The organism is Enterococcus larvae, assembly GCF_017830045.1.
GTDB classification, from domain to species: domain Bacteria; phylum Bacillota; class Bacilli; order Lactobacillales; family Enterococcaceae; genus Enterococcus_L; species Enterococcus_L larvae.
Genome location: NZ_JAEDXU010000009.1, coordinates 107,019 through 125,429, shown reverse-complemented (window position 1 = coordinate 125,429; position 18,411 = coordinate 107,019). Strand labels below are relative to the sequence as shown.

Sequence of the window (18,411 nt, the reverse complement as noted above, 5' to 3'; positions counted from 1 at the left end):
TTTTGTCTAGTTGTCGACTTTTTTACTAATTAGCTGTATTCGGGTCTTTAGATTTTCAAGCAACGACAGCCCTTTTCTATACTTGAAAGGTTGAATCTTTATCTAAACGCAGTACTTCAAGTATCGTTTCTTGATCAGTGACAAGTGAATGGATATAACCTCTTTTGATCATCGCCAGTATTGCTTTTGCTTTGACCTTTCCTCTGGCAATACCAACGGCATGAGGGATTTTTGACAATTCCTTCAAATCCAGTCCAATGGTTCGGTCGTATAGATCGCCTGTCAAAAGCTTACCGTCCTGATCAAAAAATCGGCAGCAGCAATCGCCGACAGCCTCTCTTAATCGAAGGGCTTCATAATCCTCCTCTGTCAGTAAATCTCGCCACTGACTTTTTTTAAAGCTAAGTGATCCGCCGATTCCAACAATTGCCATATCTAAACGCTGCCAATGCTCCTTCAATTCGCCGAAATATTTAGACTCAAAGATACCCGTTTTCAGCTTTTTAGTCTCTTGAATAACAGTGGCATTTACAAAAATACTTTGTCCGTTCAGCTTACGCGCCAACTCATAAACCAGTGTATTCACATGATACTGAGAGTTGACATGGCTTGGACCACCGACGATAGGGACAATCGTTGTGTTGCCAATTCGCTTATTTTCGATTCGGCTGATCGCTTTCCCTAGTGTTGCTCCCCAGGATACACCCACAGTCATGTTCGGCTCTATATTGCGCTTGATAAAATAAGCTGCTGTCTGCGACAACTGCTCATCCTTTTCAGCTTCGGTTTCTTCTTTACCCACTGAAACGATTTCTATCTGCTTCAAGCCGTACTTCTGTTTTACATGCTGCTCCAAAGAAAAGATTTCTGAATCGATTCCTTCTATATGAATCTTTACAATTCCTTCCTTTTGAGCCTGCTTCAGCATTCTGCTGATTGTTGTCCGATAAATATTTAATTCCTCAGCAATTTCATTCTGTGTCTTTTCCTCGACATAATATAGATATGCAGCTTTTGCCAACAGCTTTTTCTTTTCTTCCCTCATCCTAGTCACCACCTGCTATTCTTTCGCCTATACTATACCATAAAATCAATGGCGAGATTAAACACCGTTACATCCTAATAAACATAAAAACAGATACATAAGCAACTGCTTACATATCTGCTTTACCATTTTATCAGTCAGAAAAATCATCTACCTGTAAATAAGCCTCGATCTGCCCAGCTGCTGATCATCAACCAAAGAATACCGATAAAAATCACGATGTAGAGAAACAAACCGATGGGATTCCGAGGATTGAACGCCCAGCCGGCACCAAGTGATTTAGGGACAACAATTGGAGAATGCCACCCGCTGTTCAAAGAATCCTTGGGAATAATAATAAAATAGCGAATGACTGTCAGCAGATATAAAACGGCGATCAAGATGACCGGTATCCAATTTGCTGTAAAGTTGATTTTATCAATCACTCCCAGTAAGAATAGCAGCGCAATGACTCCTATCAACAGACCATCCAGAACCTTGCGCTTTTTTACCCTCCTCAATATCTCTGCATCTTCATTCATTTTTTTCATTAGATGTTCATCTCCTTTAAGTAATGCATCTAAAGAGACATCATAATAGTCACTGAGCTGAATGATCGTTGGGATATCCGGATAATTTCTTCCTACCTCCCAATTTGAAACAGTTTGTCTGGAAACATGGATTTGGTCTGCTACCTCCTGTTGGGTCAGGTTCAACTGCTCTCTGCGATTTTTCAATTGTGCACCTAATGACATTGTTATGATCCCCTCTCAACACAAACTTAAATAAATAACACTTTATTTTCAAGCTAATCTTACTTGCAGTGGGTAAAATATGCAAGCTCGAATCTCAAGCATCCTATTATAGCAAGGATTGCAGCTAAAAAAAGATCGTTGATAATAATCAACGATCTACAAAAAATATGAACAGAGAATCTTGAAAATCTAATAAATCGAAACACGTTTGAAACGTAACACAGCGCCAATGAGTAGAAGTAAACTCAAGCCGACTGCCAAAAGAATTGGCCATTGACTATTACTGAAATCTACACTAGTTTTTAGCCCTTCCATGCTTACCTCGATCAGCTTCAGCGGATTGAGCTTAGCCAAGGCTGATGATATATTGCTTATAAAAAAGAGAACTAAAAAGGTAAATCCTAACAGCAAGCCCCCCTGTGACTTGGGTAAAAGCACCTGACCAAAATTGATAATACACAGAAACAAAAAACCAAACAGCCACAGCTGAAATAGGTAGAAAAGCAAAGTAGAAATTGCCTGCTGTTCTCCTGGAAACAATAGTAGATTGTACAAATAGGTAATAGTAAAGGACAAAAGCAGACCGCCTAACCATAAAACAGACTGATAAATCACCTTTGCAAGCATCGCTGTATTTCTGTTGACTCCTTTTGTCACAAGAAGAACCAATGTCCCATTTGTCAGTTCTTTTCCTAAGGCGTTCCCAAATGTGATCAGAAAAATGATTAACGTCATCTGACTATGATTGCTGAAAAACTGCAGCCAGCTATCATAAACATTAGGCTCCGGTAAATTGATTTCAATCCCGCTGCCTAAGCTTTGGATGATCTCGGGCAGCAGCTTTGCAGTGATGGAACTGATTAGTCCAAACAGAACAAAAATACTGATAATGATCAGGAAACGATAGGTTCGAAAAGCTTCAACAGCTTCCTTTTTGATTAAAGTAAAATACATCATGCCCCTGTCACCTCCATAAAAATCGATTCTAACGTAGGTTCTAATCGTGTAAAAGTTTTTGGAACGATTTGCTCTTCATTCAAAAATGCCATCAGTCTAAGGCCCGTTTCCTGATCAGGAGCTGTAAGAAGCGTCAGCATCCCGTTTTCTGCTTGAATATCAAACTCATTGTTGAACATATCCATAAATGCAGCTGTTTCTCTCTCCGATTCAAAGCTGATCATGAAACCATTCATCGGATAGTCCTGCTTCAATTCCAGCATACTTCCGGCACATTGAATTTTTCCTTCATGTAAAATCGCTATTTGGTCACTGATTTTTTCCACATCCTCAAGAATATGGCTGGAAAATAAAATCGTTGTCTCATGCTTCAATGACTTCATCAGCTCCAATACTTCTTTTCTTCCAATAGGATCTAATGCTGATGTCGGCTCATCGCAAATAATCAGCTTCGGCCGATTCAACAATGCTTGCGCCAAACCAAGTCGTTGCTTCATTCCTCTGGAAAACTTACCGATCCGTCGCTTTCCGCTTTTCAAATTCACAAGCTGCAACAGTTCATCTACCCGTTGATTCAACACATTCTTTTCGATTCCTGTAAGCTGACCAATCAGATAGAGATACTCTCTCGCTGAATAATAAGAATAAAAAGACGGCACATCTGGCAAGTAGCCGATTTCCTTATTTGTTATTTGATCATTATAGTTCACCTTCTTATCATCCACGATCACCTCTCCTGAAGTTGCCTGCAGCAAGCCTAAAATAATATTCATCGTTGTCGTTTTACCTGCACCGTTTTCTCCGACAAATCCATAAATAGAATGCTCAGGAACTTCGATACTGATCCCTTTAAGGATATCTTCCTTTCCAAAGCTTTTTCTGATATTTTTAACTTCCAAAATATTCATTATTCGTCCTCTTTTCCAACTAAAAAGTAGATGATCGGCCCAATGATCTGTAATAATAAGACAATCAAAACCCACAGCCAAACATTTCCAAAGCGAAAGCGCCTATTCTTCAACACATTTATTAAAGCAATGATCGATAAACTAAAAGAAACAAGGAAATAAGGAATAAGATATGGTAAATATTGGATAAGTTCATTCATCGTTCGCACCTTCTTTTATATTATTTGTATTATCAATACTAATACAAATAATATAAAATAGCAACAAAAAAGAGCACTTTAGGCAAGCACTCTCTTAAAATCGTATTATCAACTTATCTGTCATGGGATAAAAGTAAAAAAACTTTTATTCTACTATTTTCACTTCAAAAATACTGCCTTCTTTTCGATATCCCTTGCTCTCATAGAAACCGTCAACATCCGACATGACATAAATGATTTGCTCCGGATATTCTTTACACACCTGCTCCATCAGCTGCTGCGCAATTTTTCTACCGCGAAACTGTTGATTTACCAACAGGTCACAAATATAAACACCAAATGACCCGTCAATCCTACAACGACAATAACCGACCAGAACATCTTCAGCAAATGCAACAAAAGTTGAGGATTCCTTTACTGCTAAACGATAGCTTTCTCTTGTTCCTTCAGATGAATAATCGCTCCATTCATCCCCTTCACTCAAAATCAGCTGCAGCAGCTTTTGCCAATCAGCTTCCTGATAGTTTCGAATTTCAGTCATCAATGTTCCCTCCTTTTTAGTGTAGTCGTTTTTTCAATATCTCTGTCGATAATTCATCCATCACACCCAAAAATTCTGTTTGAAATCCATTTGTTTCCAACAATCTTTTCGATGCTGTGTTTTCAGGGTCGATCATCGCTGTAAGCACCGTAAAATCAGAGGTCGCAGCCAGCCGAAGAAGCTCCTTCACTACTACTTTCCCATACCCTTGCCGCCAATACTTCGGCAAAAACATATAACCTATTTCAGCCTCATCGTTTCCTTTAGGAGTCAGATGGGCTAAACCAATGAATTCGTTTGTTTCATTATCCAGTACCCTAAATGAACCGAAATCAATTGTTTCCTGATTTCTAATGAGCAGCTTTTCATAGTTCTCCTTTGCTTCTACCTCAGGAATTGCTCTTTCTGTGATTTGAGCCATCACTCTTTCATCAGAAACCAGACAGTAATAATCGGAAAAATCATTTGTTGTAAATTTATCAAATAAAATCGTCTTCATTTGTTCCTCCTTACTATTTCAAACCTTATAAACAAGCACCTTTTACTTACAATCTTCCTTCAGTCTGTTATAATAAACATTTGTACAGGAGGTAGTTATGGAGAAGCATCTATATCTCATCATCAACCAGCAAGCCGGCAGTGGGAACGGTAAAAAGGTTGCGGATAAATTAAAAAAACAATTAAAATTATTGTCAGTTACACATACCATTTTTTATACAGAATACGCCGGACATGAACGGCTGATCGTACAGCAGCTTGCGGAAGACACACTGATTCCCTGGAAAAAAGATCAGGAATACGAACAGTTCCCCTTATTGGTCATCATGGGCGGCGACGGTACGCTTCATAGTGCAGTGAATGCTCTCTATGAAATCAATCCAAACATTCCAGTAGGTTATCTGCCCTGCGGCTCAGGAAATGACTTTGCACGAGGAACAGGAATCGAGCGTCAGTTGGAGAAAGGCTTATCTCAAATACTTAGAGCGCAAGGGCCTCAACCCATTCAAATCATTCAATATAACGATGCGATTCAGGAAGAAAAGGGCTTCGCTGTAAATAACGTAGGCGTGGGCTTGGACGCTGCGATTGTTCAAGCAGCAAACACATCAAAAACTAAAAAGACATTGAATAAATTCAATATGGGCTCGCTTTCTTATCTTGTAGCCATTCTAAAGGTTTTATTTGCGCAAAAAGGCTTCCCTGTCCTGATCGACATGAATGGAAAAAGTATGAACTTCAGCCGAGCATTTTTATGTACAGTTACCAACCATCCCTATTTTGGCGGTGGAGTAGCAATTGCGCCTACTGCTGATCCAAGAAAACCAATAATTGATCTTGTATTAGTGGAACGGATAAACATTTTTAAAATTTTCTGGTTGATTTTTTTACTTTCACGAAAAAAACATATGGAATCAAAGTATTTTCATCATTACCAGACAAGCAAGCTGCGAATCGTTTCTACTATTCCGGAATTCGTTCATGCAGATGGTGAGATTCTGGGTAATCAAAATCTGGACATTACCTTCACTATTCATGAAGGCCTGTTTTGGTTCACAAACAGCTAAGTAAATCATTTATAAAAGACCATTGGAAATGTCCTATTCTTCCAATGGTCTTTTATATTTAATAGCTATTCTTCTTAGACCTTATTCAATTCATGAAATCCATCGGTGTAACACCGTCCATACCAATCATTGGATCGATCGTCTGCTGGTTGACATTCTGCTCTGTAAGCAGCCAGTCCAGCTCCGTATCGATTTTCTCCTCAACTGTCGCTTGAGCCTCATCAAATAGGGAAATCTCCTGTGCAGCTGGTTTTTCCGGTACTCTTTTCTTAGCTGGTGCAGAATCATAGTCTGCCGATTCCTCTTCAACCACATGATTGATCACTGCCTTTGGTTTCGGTGCAGCAGAAGCCTCATGAACTGTATCGCCAACATCAGAAAACGGCGAATCACTTGCAAGACCTTCTTCATAGGCCTCAAGCTGTGTTCTGATTGTTAAAGACATGTTTCCTGCTTCAACGATTCGTTCCTTTAAAACGGTTTTGCGACTGGCAGATTCTCTTTTCACGCATTCCTGAAAAGCACTGACTTCCCCTAAAAGAATCAAAATATCCTTACTTCTAGTCACAGCCGTGTATAAAAGATTTCTCTGCAGCATGCGGTGATATTGTCTGACCATTGGCAAAATGACCATCTTGAATTCGCTGCCTTGAGATTTATGGATCGAGCAGCAGTAAGAAAGGGTGATCTTATTCCACTCGTTTCTTTTATAACTGATTTCTGTATTATCGAATTGAAGTACGAGCTCATCGACCTTATCCTCAGACTCTTTCGCTGTGATGATCCCAACGATTTCTCCCATATCGCCATTAAATACATTTAGCTCAGGGGAGTTGACCAGCTGAAGTACCTTATCACCGATTCGATAAACCGTATCATTCCAGGCAACTTCCTTCTTTGTTCCATCATTCGGGTTAAAGATTTCCTGCATCATTTTGTTCAGTGCATCAATGCCTGCTGCCCCTCGATACATAGGTGCCAGTAGTTGAATATCCTGCGCAGTGAACCCCTTCAGCTTTGCCTTCGTCACAATCTGCCGTACGTAAGTCTCAATATGATAGGCATCGCTAGGAAAGAAAGAGCGATCCTTTTGATTCTGTGTAAAGTCTGAAGGCAAATACCCCTGCCTGATTTCATGAGCAAGAGGGATGATGCTTGAGCCGTCTCCCTGTCGATAGATTTCCGTCAGTTCCACACTTGGAATTTCTTCAATTTCCAAGAGATCATGCAGCACCTGTCCCGGTCCAACAGAAGGCAGCTGGTCCTTGTCTCCTACAAGAATGACCTGCATATTTGTCGGAATTGCCTTGAATAGGGTATTGGCTAACCAAGTATCAACCATCGACAGCTCATCGACGATTAAAAGTCCCCCTTCAAGCTCCTTCGCACTCATACTTGGATTCTTTTCTCTACCAGTCAGCCCAAGCAAACGATGAATCGTACTTGCATTCAGTCCAGTCGTCTCGTTCATTCGTTTGGCAGCTCGCCCTGTTGGCGCAGCTAAGTGTATAGGAAACATATCCTGTGTATAATCCTTGATGTCTAAAGATAGACCATTCAGCTCTGCAAATAAATTGACAATCCCGTTAATAACGGTTGTCTTCCCCGTGCCCGGCCCTCCAGTCAAAATAAAGAGCGGTGATTTGATCGCGTCTTCGATTGCTGCCTGCTGGGATTCTCCGTAAACAATACCTAGCTGCTTTTCAATCATACGGATCGTTTTTTGCACTTCTTCCGTTTCATAAGATATTTCTTTTTTCCTTGTCAGTAGTCGTTGAATCGAAGTTCCTATGCCCCATTCAGAAAAATAAAGACTGTTTTCAAACAGCTTCGTCTCTTCCTGTTGAATTTTCCCCTCTTCCACCAAAGCAATGATCTGACTCGCAACCTGATCTGGAGAGATTTCTACAGGTCTACTAGCTTCCAAAAGCTGGATAACCTCTTGCAGTAAGACTTCCGCTTCTACATATGTATTTCCAGAACGGGCAGAATGCTGAAAAATCTCATGGGCAATAGCTGCTCGAACACGCTGATCCGAATCTGCCCGAATCCCGATCTGCTCTGCCAACCCATCTGCACGCTTGAAGCCGATACCTTCGATATCCTCAACTAGCTGATAAGGGTTCTCCTGAACAATCGTCATTGCCTCTTCCTTATAGGTTTGATAGATATTGAATGCCAGCTGACTGCCAAAGCCATAGCGACTCAACCCAACAATTACCTGCTCCATTCCATGATTCAAACGAATTGTATCGAGAATCAACGCCTGTTTTTTTGCATTCAATTGAGGGATTTGTTCAAGAAGAGCAGGCTCTTCGATGATTCGATCGATAGCCTCCTCTCCCAATACTTCAACGATTTTTTCAGCAGTCTTTTTCCCGATCCCGGGAAATTTATCACTGGAAAGATAGGCAACGACACCGTTTGCTGAAGTTGGACGCTCCTGTCTATAGCTGTCTACTTGAAATTGTCGGCCATACCGAGGGTGATCGATAAATTCGCCAAAAAAACGATACGGCTCCTCTTCCTGAATATCACCAAAGCTTCCTGTAACGACGATTTCCTTCTCTAAGAAATCTGTATTGGTATCCGTCACAGTCACTAAAAGTACCTTGTAAAAATTACTGGGGTTTTGAAAAAAGATTGCCTCCAGCTTCCCCGCAATGTATTTTTGTTCCTCGTGTTCATCCATCAGCATTTCTGTCACCTCCTACTTATCTCTGGGATTATCCGATCATAAGAAAGAATCATCGTTCCATAGAATCATTTCAAATGGGAGCTCATTTTTCGGCTCAGCAGTTTTTAAAATCGTTAGACTGTTATTGTTCAGTCCACCCATTTCCCTTAACTCAGCCAGTTTTTTTCCTGATAAATGTTGAATTCCTGCTGTCAAAGAAGCACCATGCCCAACAAATAGGTAAGGACCTTCACCAGTTTTCACAGCCTCTTTTACGACATCTGAAATACGGGCAATTGCTGATTCAATTCGTTCACCCTCAAACCCTTTAGGGTCATATTCCGCTAGATTATATCGCATATTTCCCAACTGTTCCGTATGACGGGTACGCATTTCCTTGATCAGCTGTCCCTCCAACTGTCCAAGTCCCAGTTCTCTCAAGTCATCTGTATAAATGATCTCAACCGGATTGCTCAACTCCGCCTGCAATCCCTCAGCTGTCGTTCTTGCCCGTAAAGAAGTACTTGAATATATTTTTTTAAAGGGAACATCCTTGATTTCATTCCCTAGTTTTTTTATTTCCTCATAGCTTGAAGGAAGTAATGGCGAATCGCCGGTCATTCCTTGAAAGCGTAGTTCCTGATTCCATTCTGTCTTGCCATGTCTAGTAAAGTATAAGTCCATTTTTCTGTATTCCCCCACTGTCATTGTTTCCATGTTCAATACTATCCAGTGTATCATTTTCACTCAAAAATATCCATGCGCGTTAGCTCCTGAAACACACTTTCCATCAAAATCATAAAGATGTTGTACTTCTCTTCAACAGAGCACTAGACAGTGTTTCTATTTCCATATAAATCCTTTATACTAAAGGCGGAGGTGGTTAAATGATTGAATTTGAGAAACTTGCTATAGAAACCAATGAAAAAAAGCTGATTTCACTTTTGGATGCGCACCAGATAGAAGTTACAGGTGTCGCTCAGCACAAGCCTACTGATTTTTCGCTTGTAGCTTATGAAGCTGGTGCCTATATTGGAGGCGTCACTGCCACTAACTGGATGAACACAACCCATGTCTCGCTATTGGCAGTAGATAAAAATTATCGAAAGCACGGCTTAGGTTCGAAGCTGCTGCTTCAAGCGGAACAATTTGCTCAGGAGCAAAAAGCTGAAATCATTACAATCAGCACACAGGACTATCAAGCAAAAGATTTTTATGAGAAGCATGGATACACAGTGTTTGGTCAATTAGCCGATTCCCCATTTAAAGGGACTACAAAATACTATTTGGAAAAACGGTTGAATCATGATAAATAAAAAAATGTGTTTGGAAGCAGGAATGATATCAGCTTCCAAACACGTTTTTTTCTTTAGTACAAATAACCGATATCACTGGCAACTGTCGGATACAGCAGGATTTGCTCTGACAGACGATCCGCTTGCACCTTATCATTGATCATCAATGTCATGAGATTGATAAGCTGATCCGCCTCATTACTCAAAACAGAAGCTCCCACAAGCAATCCAGTGGTTTTTTCAATGACGATCTTCGCCTTAACGATCGATTCGTTCCTTTGTTTATAGGTAAACCAGCTTGACATATCCACCTCGGTCACTTGATAGTTCTCTTTTTCCTGTTCCTCAATAACAACTTTCCCCACCTGTGCCAGCTTGGGAGCAGCAAATAGAATGGTTGGTATTTTAGAATACACTATTTCTTTTTCTATCCCCTTACCTAATAATCTTCCCAGATAACTTCCCTCAAAGCTGGAAACAGGTGTCAGTTTTGGCTGCTGCTTCGCCAAACAGTCTCCCAGACCGTAAATATTGGCTGCAGTTGTCCGCAGAAAACCATCCACTGTCAGTCCCTTTTTGGAATAATCTACGCCGATTTTTTCTAAATTCAGGTTTTCCAGATTGGGAATCCTTCCTGTAGCACAAATAATCTTGTCTACTGTCATTTCCTTCCCAGAAGCTAATGTAGCGGTAAGCCGTTCTCCAGCTTTCCTGATATCAACTGCAGATTCGTTGAAGTGGAAGATGATCCCCTTTTTCTTCAATCCCTCGATCAAGCTCTGTACCTGACCACGGTCAAATCCCTTCAGAGGACGTTCATTATGATGAAGGATGTGGACTTCACTACCGCAACTATGTGCAATATTTGCCAACTCAAAGGTAATATAACCGCCACCGATAAAAATCATTGTCTTCGGTAGATGAGGCATAGACAAGAACTCTGTACTGGTTTCCATAAGCTCCTTGCCGGGAATATCTACTATCGCTGAACGTTGACCAGTAGCGATAATGAAGGTGTCTGCTGTATATCTTTCTCCATTCACAAGAATCGTATCGGTATCTTCAAATACCGCAACCCCTTCAATCGTTTCAACACCAAAGCTATCTAACCCGCCCTTTTGCTCCTTTGGTACTGCCGAAGTAAACTCTTCCTTGAATGCCATTAGATCTTCCCAATTGATTGCAGGCTGCTCCTTATACCCACGGCCGATCAACTGGTTCGTACTTTGCTGAACCTCTACTGCATGATAGAGTATCTTTTTTGGATCACAGCCTCTGTTTGGACAAGTACCACCCCATTTATCTGATTCAACGACTGCAACTTTCTTGCCAGCTGAATGAAGATCATACGCTGCAGCCATCCCGCCAGGACCACTGCCAATAATGATTACGTCAAATTGATTGCTCATTTCTCTGTTCCTCCTCCATCGCTCTTTCTTTTATTATATCGAAGGAGAAAAATAGTTACGAATAAAAGGAGCTGATTATTTCTTCCTGAGACTATCAAGAGCGTTAAACTACATTATTTTAGTATCATTCTCAATTTTTTTTGTTTATTTTATAAAATCTGAAGTTTACATTAGTCTTGTCTCTATGCTAATCTTTAAATAGATTGTGTTATATTAGCTATTATTTTATGAAAAGGGGTTAAACAATGAAAAAAATGGGTTATTTAGGGTTAGTTCTGTTCTGCGGGATAGCACTTTCTGCATGCAGCAGTACAGACACATCAAAGCTGGAAGAAAAATTAGATAAGATTACAAAGAATGTGGATTCACTGCACAGTAAAGTCGACGAGCTAAGTGAAAACGGCATTGCAAGCAGCACTTCTGAGAGTTCTGAAGAAGAAACAGAGGAATCTACTAAGGAATCCAAGGAAACAACGGACAGCTCAAAAACCAAAGAAAGCTCTGAAACAAAAGAAAGTAAATCTGAAGAGAAATCAACAGCTTCAGCAGATAAAGTTAAAGGTACAGTTATTGAAGATGACTATGTGAAACTAACCGTAACTGATGTCAAGTTCATTGGAAATATTCTTTCTTCTGTTAATGATTCTGAAGTGATGGCGGTCATTTATTATACTGTAGAAAATTTGAGTGATGATAAGTTGAAACCTAGCGGCTCTGTTCCATACTATTTTGACGTTTTGGAGGAAGACGATATCTCAGAAGATTCTCTATACTCCTCAGATTATGTGGAATACTATAAAGAGTTTGAGGATTTATATGCCAATACTAGATTAAGTATCAAATCAGGCGCAAAAATAGACGGTATCATGTCCTATCAGATTAGCAGTAAAGAAAAAAGCGTGAATATCAATATCTACTCTGAAAGCGGCTTGAACTCTTCTGATAGAAGCATTATTGCTTCTCAAACATATACGGCTGAAGAAATTGCAAAAGATGTTAAAAAGAACGACAGCATTGAACCAAATTTCTAAAACATTCATAGTCTTATCATCTATGAGAAAGTCGTACAAAGATAGTCATTGTTAAAATTAGGAGGAAATGGAAATGAAAAAAATCACGGGGTTAGGTCTGGTTCTATTGTGCGGGCTTGTACTTACAGGCTGCGGCAGTACAGATACATCGAAACTAGAAAGTAAAATCAATAAACTTGAAAAAAATATCGCTTCATTAACTGAAAAAATCGATGAATTGGAAGCAGCAGATGCTGTTGAAGAGACAGAAGAAGATTCATCTGATGATATCCTGGAAGGCATGGTAAAAGTACCTGATCCTTACTTCAAAACAAAGGACCAAGTAGAAGCTGAATTTAAAGAAGTAGGACTGAAGGTAAAATTTGTTGTTAAAAACTTTGACAGTGCTGCCACTACCAATAAAAAGAAAATTTCCAAAGGCGACTGTTATCAATTGGAAAGCAACTCCGGAGCAGAATACCTAAGCACTTCTGACGGCTTAGACTTAAACGATACCGGCTACTATGCTGAAGAAGGTGCTACAATCACTGTAGGCTATACTGATCATGATTTTGACGGAAGCAAGGATACAGAAAGCTCGTCATCCTCTTCTTCCAAAGAATCGAGTGAAAGCTCAAGTTCAGAAACAAAGACCAGTGAAAAAGCTGCTAAAACTGAAAGCAGCGGCTCTCGTCTGAACATTGCTGATAAAGATATTGAAGCAATCAAGACATATAAAGATTATTTAGATATCTATCAAAAAATCATTAAAAACTACCTATCTGAATATGAGGAAGTCTTCAAAGGTACTGTCCTTTATGACGAAAGTGCCTTTACCAGCATGAAAGAAGAATACGATGCTGCCCTTGAAGAGCAGAAGAAGCAATATGAAGACTTAGGTACAAGTGCCCTTGTTGGGAAAGACACCCTTGTCAGCTACCTTAAAAGCTATAGAGATGGCTTAGCAGACTATATCGATACAATGAAAGCAGCTTTAAATTAATCATTAGCTAAAAAGAGGCTGAGACAGAAGTGTTTAGCTACAAGCAATAAGCCGGAATTCACGAAAATTGTTTCACAAATTTTTGTTGAATTCCGGCTTATTGTCGTAGGAGCTACTTCTGACTCGCCGTTTATTCGGATTTAGGGTATGGAAAAGAGTGGCAACAGATTATTGTCCCACTCTCTTTTTTTCTCTGTGATTGTATCAATCAAGCTAATCAGCTGTAAACAACTAATCCAGCTTGTCATTCTCGTAATGATGCTTCAGTTCAAGATTTGGAAAAGCCTGCTGACGCAAGGCTTCATAAATTATCAATGCAGCGGTATTAGAGAGGTTCAATGATCGCACGTGCTCATCGTTCATTGGTATTCTTAAGCACTTTTCCTCATTTTCACGCATGAAGTCCTCCGGTAACCCGGTAGTTTCCTTACCAAACATGAAATAATGGTTTCTGCCATCTGAAAGATTCTCATCGCTGTATACCTTATTTGCAAACTTCGTAATCAAATGCAGCGGCTCTGAACCAATAAATGCCAGGAAGGAGGGCAAATCCTTATGATAGGTGATCGCTACATCATGCCAATAGTCCAATCCAGCTCTTTTCAGATGCTTGTCGTCCGTAGAAAAACCTAACGGCTCGATGAGATGTAGCGGAGAATTTGTTGCAGCACATGTCCGTGCGATGTTCCCTGTATTTGCCGGAATCTGCGGCTCGAATAGAACGATATGATTTGTCATTTTATCTTTCCTTTCCGTAGGCAATTGACTGTTTTTATGCAATTTTTAGACAATAAAAAAACGTACCGCCTCGGTGTTAAATCACTGCGAGTCGCTACGTTAGTGAAGATCTTTTCACTAACTTTTATCAGAACAGGAACCTGATAAAAACCAATGAAAAAACAACTTGTATGTAATATAACACCAATAACAGAGCTTTGCAATAGTTTTTCACAAATTAATTTTTTGTAAGCGTTACCTTATTTCGCCAACTAACATGCGCAGGTCAACAGTGATTTTTTTCAAAGGCTGCTTCTTCAGCCCAGCCTTGATTTCCGGATCAGCCTGCCACTCTAAAGGAGACATCTCCAATAAATCCAAACGCCGTTCTTCAGGTATATCAAAGACCGTCGTTAGCCGCTTGTCAGCAATCAACTTCATAGACTCAGAAAACTTATCGATCACTTTTTGATTCGAATAGGTCTGCTTCTTTTGATCATTAGGAAAGAATGCCGTTCGCAGCTCTTTTAAATAATCTGTTTCCGGTACGATTTTAACTACCTGACCTCCCGGTTTCAGCACACGTTCAAACTCTTTATAATGTGATGGTGAAAAGATGTTCAAAATACAATCAACAGATTGATCCGCAAAAGGAAGATTCGTCAAATCTGCCGCACACCAAAATGCATCGACTGGCTGATTTGTTGCAAGATAAATTCCTTCCTTGGAAATATCGAAGCCTATTTTTACCTTTGCCGTGCTGAGCTTTGACAACTCCGTAAGAAAGCTTCCTTCTCCACAGCCAACATCCAGAACAATCTCTTTGCCATCCATGTATGGGGCGATTTCCGCAAGCATATTCTCATACATCCCGCTTTTGATCATTGCCTGTCTATGTGTAAACATCTGCTGATCATAGTCTGTTTGTACGTGGGTTTTAAGAAAATACAGCGTTCCCTTTTTCGATAAATCAAATCGATGATTTTCAGTACAAATCAAGGCATAATCCTTCTGTAAAAACGAGCTGTGACAAATAGGACACCGAAACAGCTGGCTATTTTCAAGTAAAAATTCTTTTGCCTTATCAATTTTTTTCAGCATTCTTTGCTCCTTTATTTGCTAGAACCTCTGGAAATCCCGACAACGGATATTTTCAAGTGAGTTCTCATGATTTCATTCTGTTTTATCTTACAATGAGAAGGCCGCTTTGGCAACATCCAAAAATGTGTTACAATGCCTATGGATAAATCGAAATAGGTTATGAGTCAATCAACCCTTATGATTTCCTCCGGTAATACTACTTCCTATTAACTAAATAGAATCGAATGATTAGAAGGAGTGATCGAAATGATCAAAGAATTTTGTGCAGAAAATTTTACAGATATCCCGGCTGCGATCCGCAGTGGTGCAGGAAGAATCGAGCTATGTGATAATCTTGCTGTAGGAGGAACGACGCCAAGTACAGGTGTGATCGAGGAAGCTCTTCAATATGCAGGTGAACATTCTGTTCCTGTGATGACGATGATCCGCCCCCGTGGAGGCAACTTTGTCTATAATGATATCGAATTGAAAATTATGCATACTGACTTGATTGAAGCAAAAAAAATTGGAACAGACGGTGTAGTTTTCGGCTGTCTGACAGATACAAACTGGTTGGACGAGGAAGCATTGGAATTATTGATTGAGACCTCTGAAGGACTGCAAATCACTTTTCACATGGCCTTCGACTCATTAAGCAAGGAAAACCAATTCAAGGCGATCGACTGGTTAGCTGAGCGCGGTGTTGATCGGATTCTGACACACGGCGGATCTGCTGGAACACCAATCGAGGAAAACATTCCTCATCTTAAAGAGCTGATTGCTTATGCCGCAGAAAGAATCATCATCCTACCCGGCGGGGGTATCTCTTACCAAAACCTGGATCAAGTTAAAGAAGCACTAAATGTCGACGAAGTACACGGTACTAAAATCATTGCTATCAATGAGTAATAGCTTTTACTAATAGGATCTATTCAAGCGCCATAAAATAAATACCTTCCGACAGCTAGACTGGATGTCTAAATATCGGAAGGTATTTTTTCATGTAAAGTAGCCCATAAAAATACTGGCAATATTAAAATAAATAAGAACACTCGTCAAATCACTCAAGGTTGTGATAAATGGACCACTTGCAACTGCCGGATCAAACCCAAGCCTATCCATCAACATAGGAATCAAGCTTCCCGCCAAGTTCGCAACTGTGATTGCACAAAGCATTGCCATACCAATCACAAAGCCTAAGGGAAAATTTTGTTTCCAAATACCGACAACAATAAATATTGTCAAACCGGTGATTGCACCTGTCACAGCCCCTGTAAGAACCTCACTGACAATCAGACGACTGAAATTATTATCCTTTTCATCACTTACAGCTAGACGCCGAACAGCTACCGCCAATGACTGTGTTCCTGCATTCCCAGCAGTCCCTGTAATTAAAGAAATAAAGACAGCCAAAATACTCGCTTCACTGACCAGTGTCTCATAATGGCTGATAAGAGTCGCTGTAGACATTCCCAAGAATAATAATGTAATCAGCCAAGGCAAGCGCTTAGATGCCGCCTTAAGCGGATTTTCACTGACTTCCTCGACATCGACCCCGGCCAAACCAGAATAGTCACTTGCCGCTTCATCATCAATAACATCAATAATATCATCAACTGTAACGATTCCCAATAAATGATCATCGTAATCAGTGACCGGTAATGCCAGAAAGTCATAGTCACGAATCGTCTGCGCCACGTCCTCCTGATCATCGCCTACATGAACAGAAATCACCCGTTCACTCAAAATTTCACTGATCATCGTATCATCATCATTGACGATCAAATCTCTTAGAGAAATAACCCCAACCAGTCGATTGTCCTGATCAACGACATATACATAATAAATCGTTTCAGCAACATCTGCCTGATTTTTCAAAACGTACATGGCCGAACGTACCGTTTGATTGGCAACAATCGATACGTATTCCGTTGTCATGATCGAACCGGCGGTATCATCCTCATAATGGAGCAGCTCTTTGATTTCGCTGGCATCCTCTGCACTCATCAAGCTTAAGTATTTTGCCATCTGGCCTTTATCCAGCATGTTCAGTAAATCTACAGCATTATCCGTATACATTTCTGAAAGCATTTCCGCTGCATAATTTGGACGCATTTCTGCGATATAATCCTTCATGTCCTCATTGTCTTCTTCGATCACGTCGAACATGTCTGCCAGTTCCTTTGGAGACAGATAATTATATACTCTTTTACGATCCTCAGATTCAAGAGATTGGTAGAACTGTCCCTGCTCGTATATGTGAAGGTTCAAAAAGACTTCCCGAAATTCATTCATCTGCTCCTGCTTCAAATAGGTCAGCAACAGCTCAAATTGCTCTTCGATTTCCTGTCCTTCATTCATCCCTCTAACCTCCCTCTTTAATCGATAATCTCCTGCATGTCCTCCGCCAGAGCTGAATCAATACTCAGCGTTTCTCCTGTAAATGGATGAACAAAGCTCAGATGACTGCAATGAAGTGCCTGACGTGCTATCCCTTTTTCCATTGAACCGTGATAAAGTTCATCCCCCAGCAAGGAACAGCCGATGCTTTCAAAATGTACTCGTATTTGGTGCGTTCGACCTGTATGAAGTCGAATTTTTACAAAAGCGATCTCTTTTTCCCTCTTTGTCAGCCAATATTCTGTCTCTGCATATTTTCCTTCCTCGGAAACCATTCGTTTCAATAAAGAAGACAAATCTCTGCTGATTGGCGCGACGATTTCGCCATGATCAGCTAAAGAATCAACCGCTCCTCCAACAAGTGCGTGATAGATTTTGACGACTTGCTTCTGTCTCAGCTGCTGATCAAGCAGTGCGTGGGCAAAGCCATGCTTTGCAAAGAGCATCGCTCCTGAGGTATCCCTATCCAATCTGGTAACAATATGGATCACCTGATCCTTATACTTCTGCCTTTGATAATAGCCCTTTACCTGATTGGCCATAGTTTCACTGGTATGATACTGAGATGGAATAGATGCAATACCTGCCGGCTTGTTTACAACTAAAAAATGTTCGTCTTCAAATAAAATATCCACCGGACTTTCAGACGGCAGCATCGTTTCATGCTCTCCTTCGTCAGGAATCGCGATAGCCACCTGATCACCGGAGGAGAGTTTGAACAATACATTCTCAACTTGGTCATTGACCATGATTCGTCCACCCTGAAATTTTATTTTTGCCAGCAAGCCCTTCGACACACCTTTTTCTTTTAAAAAAGATTTGATTTGCTGCGGCTCTTCCTTTGTGAATACCCATTGAAATTCCATATTT

19 protein-coding genes are annotated in these 18,411 nt (G+C 40.4%); 5 read left to right on the top strand and 14 right to left on the bottom strand.

All coding sequences use genetic code 11. The annotated features are described in order from the left end of the window. Window positions 1-76 precede the first annotated feature (76 nt). The 7 genes from I6N96_RS15780 to I6N96_RS15750 form a co-directional block, all read right to left on the bottom strand. Window positions 77-1,045 (bottom strand): sugar-binding transcriptional regulator, encoded by a 969-nt coding sequence (locus tag I6N96_RS15780; RefSeq protein WP_209558528.1) that lies wholly within the window; start codon window positions 1,043-1,045, stop codon window positions 77-79. Window positions 1,046-1,191: 146 nt separating this feature from the next. Beyond that, window positions 1,192-1,779: a helix-turn-helix domain-containing protein gene (locus tag I6N96_RS15775; protein WP_209558527.1), complete on the bottom strand. Its 588-nt coding sequence runs from the start codon at window positions 1,777-1,779 to the stop codon at window positions 1,192-1,194. Between the two features lie 189 nt (window positions 1,780-1,968). After that, window positions 1,969-2,736, bottom strand: a complete 768-nt coding sequence (locus I6N96_RS15770) for an RNA-binding protein (protein WP_209558526.1) — start codon at window positions 2,734-2,736, stop codon at window positions 1,969-1,971. Further along, the gene (locus I6N96_RS15765; RefSeq protein WP_209558525.1) at window positions 2,733-3,644 is read right to left on the bottom strand and encodes an ABC transporter ATP-binding protein; all 912 of its coding nucleotides are present in this window, start codon (window positions 3,642-3,644) and stop codon (window positions 2,733-2,735) included. The genes I6N96_RS15770 and I6N96_RS15765 overlap by 4 nt, the downstream gene beginning before the upstream one ends. Continuing rightward, window positions 3,644-3,844, bottom strand: a complete 201-nt coding sequence (locus I6N96_RS15760; RefSeq protein ID WP_209558524.1) for a PLDc N-terminal domain-containing protein — start codon at window positions 3,842-3,844, stop codon at window positions 3,644-3,646. Before I6N96_RS15760 ends, I6N96_RS15765 begins: the two co-directional genes overlap by 1 nt. A 145-nt stretch (window positions 3,845-3,989) precedes the next feature. Next, window positions 3,990-4,385, bottom strand: coding sequence for a GNAT family N-acetyltransferase (locus I6N96_RS15755; protein ID WP_209558523.1), 396 nt, complete (start codon window positions 4,383-4,385; stop codon window positions 3,990-3,992). A gap of 16 nt (window positions 4,386-4,401) precedes the next feature. Continuing rightward, window positions 4,402-4,884: a GNAT family N-acetyltransferase gene (locus tag I6N96_RS15750; RefSeq protein WP_209558522.1), complete on the bottom strand. Its 483-nt coding sequence runs from the start codon at window positions 4,882-4,884 to the stop codon at window positions 4,402-4,404. A gap of 97 nt (window positions 4,885-4,981) precedes the next feature. Here I6N96_RS15750 and I6N96_RS15745 point away from each other — a divergent pair, with 97 nt between their 5' ends. Next, window positions 4,982-5,950: a diacylglycerol/lipid kinase family protein gene (locus tag I6N96_RS15745; protein ID WP_209558521.1), complete on the top strand. Its 969-nt coding sequence runs from the start codon at window positions 4,982-4,984 to the stop codon at window positions 5,948-5,950. 85 nt (window positions 5,951-6,035) lie between these two features. Here the strand turns inward: I6N96_RS15745 and recD2 are convergent, their stop codons facing one another. Together recD2 and I6N96_RS15735 are read right to left on the bottom strand one after the other, a co-directional pair. Next, window positions 6,036-8,648: an SF1B family DNA helicase RecD2 gene (recD2, locus tag I6N96_RS15740; RefSeq protein WP_430650168.1), complete on the bottom strand. Its 2,613-nt coding sequence runs from the start codon at window positions 8,646-8,648 to the stop codon at window positions 6,036-6,038. Window positions 8,649-8,684: 36 nt separating this feature from the next. Further along, a complete protein-coding gene (locus I6N96_RS15735) occupies window positions 8,685-9,311 on the bottom strand; it encodes a histidine phosphatase family protein (RefSeq protein WP_209558591.1) in 627 nt (208 codons plus the stop codon). A gap of 203 nt (window positions 9,312-9,514) precedes the next feature. Here I6N96_RS15735 and I6N96_RS15730 point away from each other — a divergent pair, with 203 nt between their 5' ends. Next, window positions 9,515-9,943 (top strand): GNAT family N-acetyltransferase, encoded by a 429-nt coding sequence (locus tag I6N96_RS15730; protein WP_209558520.1) that lies wholly within the window; start codon window positions 9,515-9,517, stop codon window positions 9,941-9,943. Window positions 9,944-9,996: 53 nt separating this feature from the next. On the opposite strand, the gene I6N96_RS15725 is transcribed toward I6N96_RS15730, so the two are convergent. Next, complete coding sequence (locus I6N96_RS15725; protein ID WP_209558519.1) at window positions 9,997-11,331, bottom strand: dihydrolipoyl dehydrogenase family protein; 1,335 nt, start codon at window positions 11,329-11,331, stop codon at window positions 9,997-9,999. Window positions 11,332-11,576: 245 nt separating this feature from the next. On the opposite strand from I6N96_RS15725, the gene I6N96_RS15720 reads away from it, so the two are divergent. Further along, window positions 11,577-12,362, top strand: coding sequence for a hypothetical protein (locus I6N96_RS15720; RefSeq protein ID WP_209558518.1), 786 nt, complete (start codon window positions 11,577-11,579; stop codon window positions 12,360-12,362). Between the two features lie 73 nt (window positions 12,363-12,435). Continuing rightward, window positions 12,436-13,344, top strand: coding sequence for a hypothetical protein (locus I6N96_RS15715; protein ID WP_209558517.1), 909 nt, complete (start codon window positions 12,436-12,438; stop codon window positions 13,342-13,344). Between the two features lie 231 nt (window positions 13,345-13,575). On the opposite strand, the gene trmL is transcribed toward I6N96_RS15715, so the two are convergent. After that, window positions 13,576-14,082, bottom strand: a complete 507-nt coding sequence (trmL, locus tag I6N96_RS15710) for a tRNA (uridine(34)/cytosine(34)/5-carboxymethylaminomethyluridine(34)-2'-O)-methyltransferase TrmL (protein WP_209558516.1) — start codon at window positions 14,080-14,082, stop codon at window positions 13,576-13,578. 234 nt (window positions 14,083-14,316) lie between these two features. Next, window positions 14,317-15,162 (bottom strand): methyltransferase domain-containing protein, encoded by an 846-nt coding sequence (locus tag I6N96_RS15705; protein WP_209558515.1) that lies wholly within the window; start codon window positions 15,160-15,162, stop codon window positions 14,317-14,319. Window positions 15,163-15,408: 246 nt separating this feature from the next. Here I6N96_RS15705 and I6N96_RS15700 point away from each other — a divergent pair, with 246 nt between their 5' ends. After that, complete coding sequence (locus I6N96_RS15700) at window positions 15,409-16,050, top strand: copper homeostasis protein CutC (protein ID WP_209558514.1); 642 nt, start codon at window positions 15,409-15,411, stop codon at window positions 16,048-16,050. A 90-nt stretch (window positions 16,051-16,140) separates the two neighbouring features. On the opposite strand, the gene mgtE is transcribed toward I6N96_RS15700, so the two are convergent. Both mgtE and I6N96_RS15690 read right to left on the bottom strand, forming a co-directional pair. After that, window positions 16,141-17,502 carry a magnesium transporter gene (gene mgtE, locus I6N96_RS15695; protein WP_209558513.1) on the bottom strand — a complete coding sequence of 454 codons (1,362 nt, stop codon included), beginning with the start codon at window positions 17,500-17,502 and terminating at the stop codon, window positions 16,141-16,143. A 17-nt stretch (window positions 17,503-17,519) separates the two neighbouring features. Further along, complete coding sequence (locus tag I6N96_RS15690; RefSeq protein WP_209558512.1) at window positions 17,520-18,407, bottom strand: RluA family pseudouridine synthase; 888 nt, start codon at window positions 18,405-18,407, stop codon at window positions 17,520-17,522. Window positions 18,408-18,411: the final 4 nt, after the last annotated feature.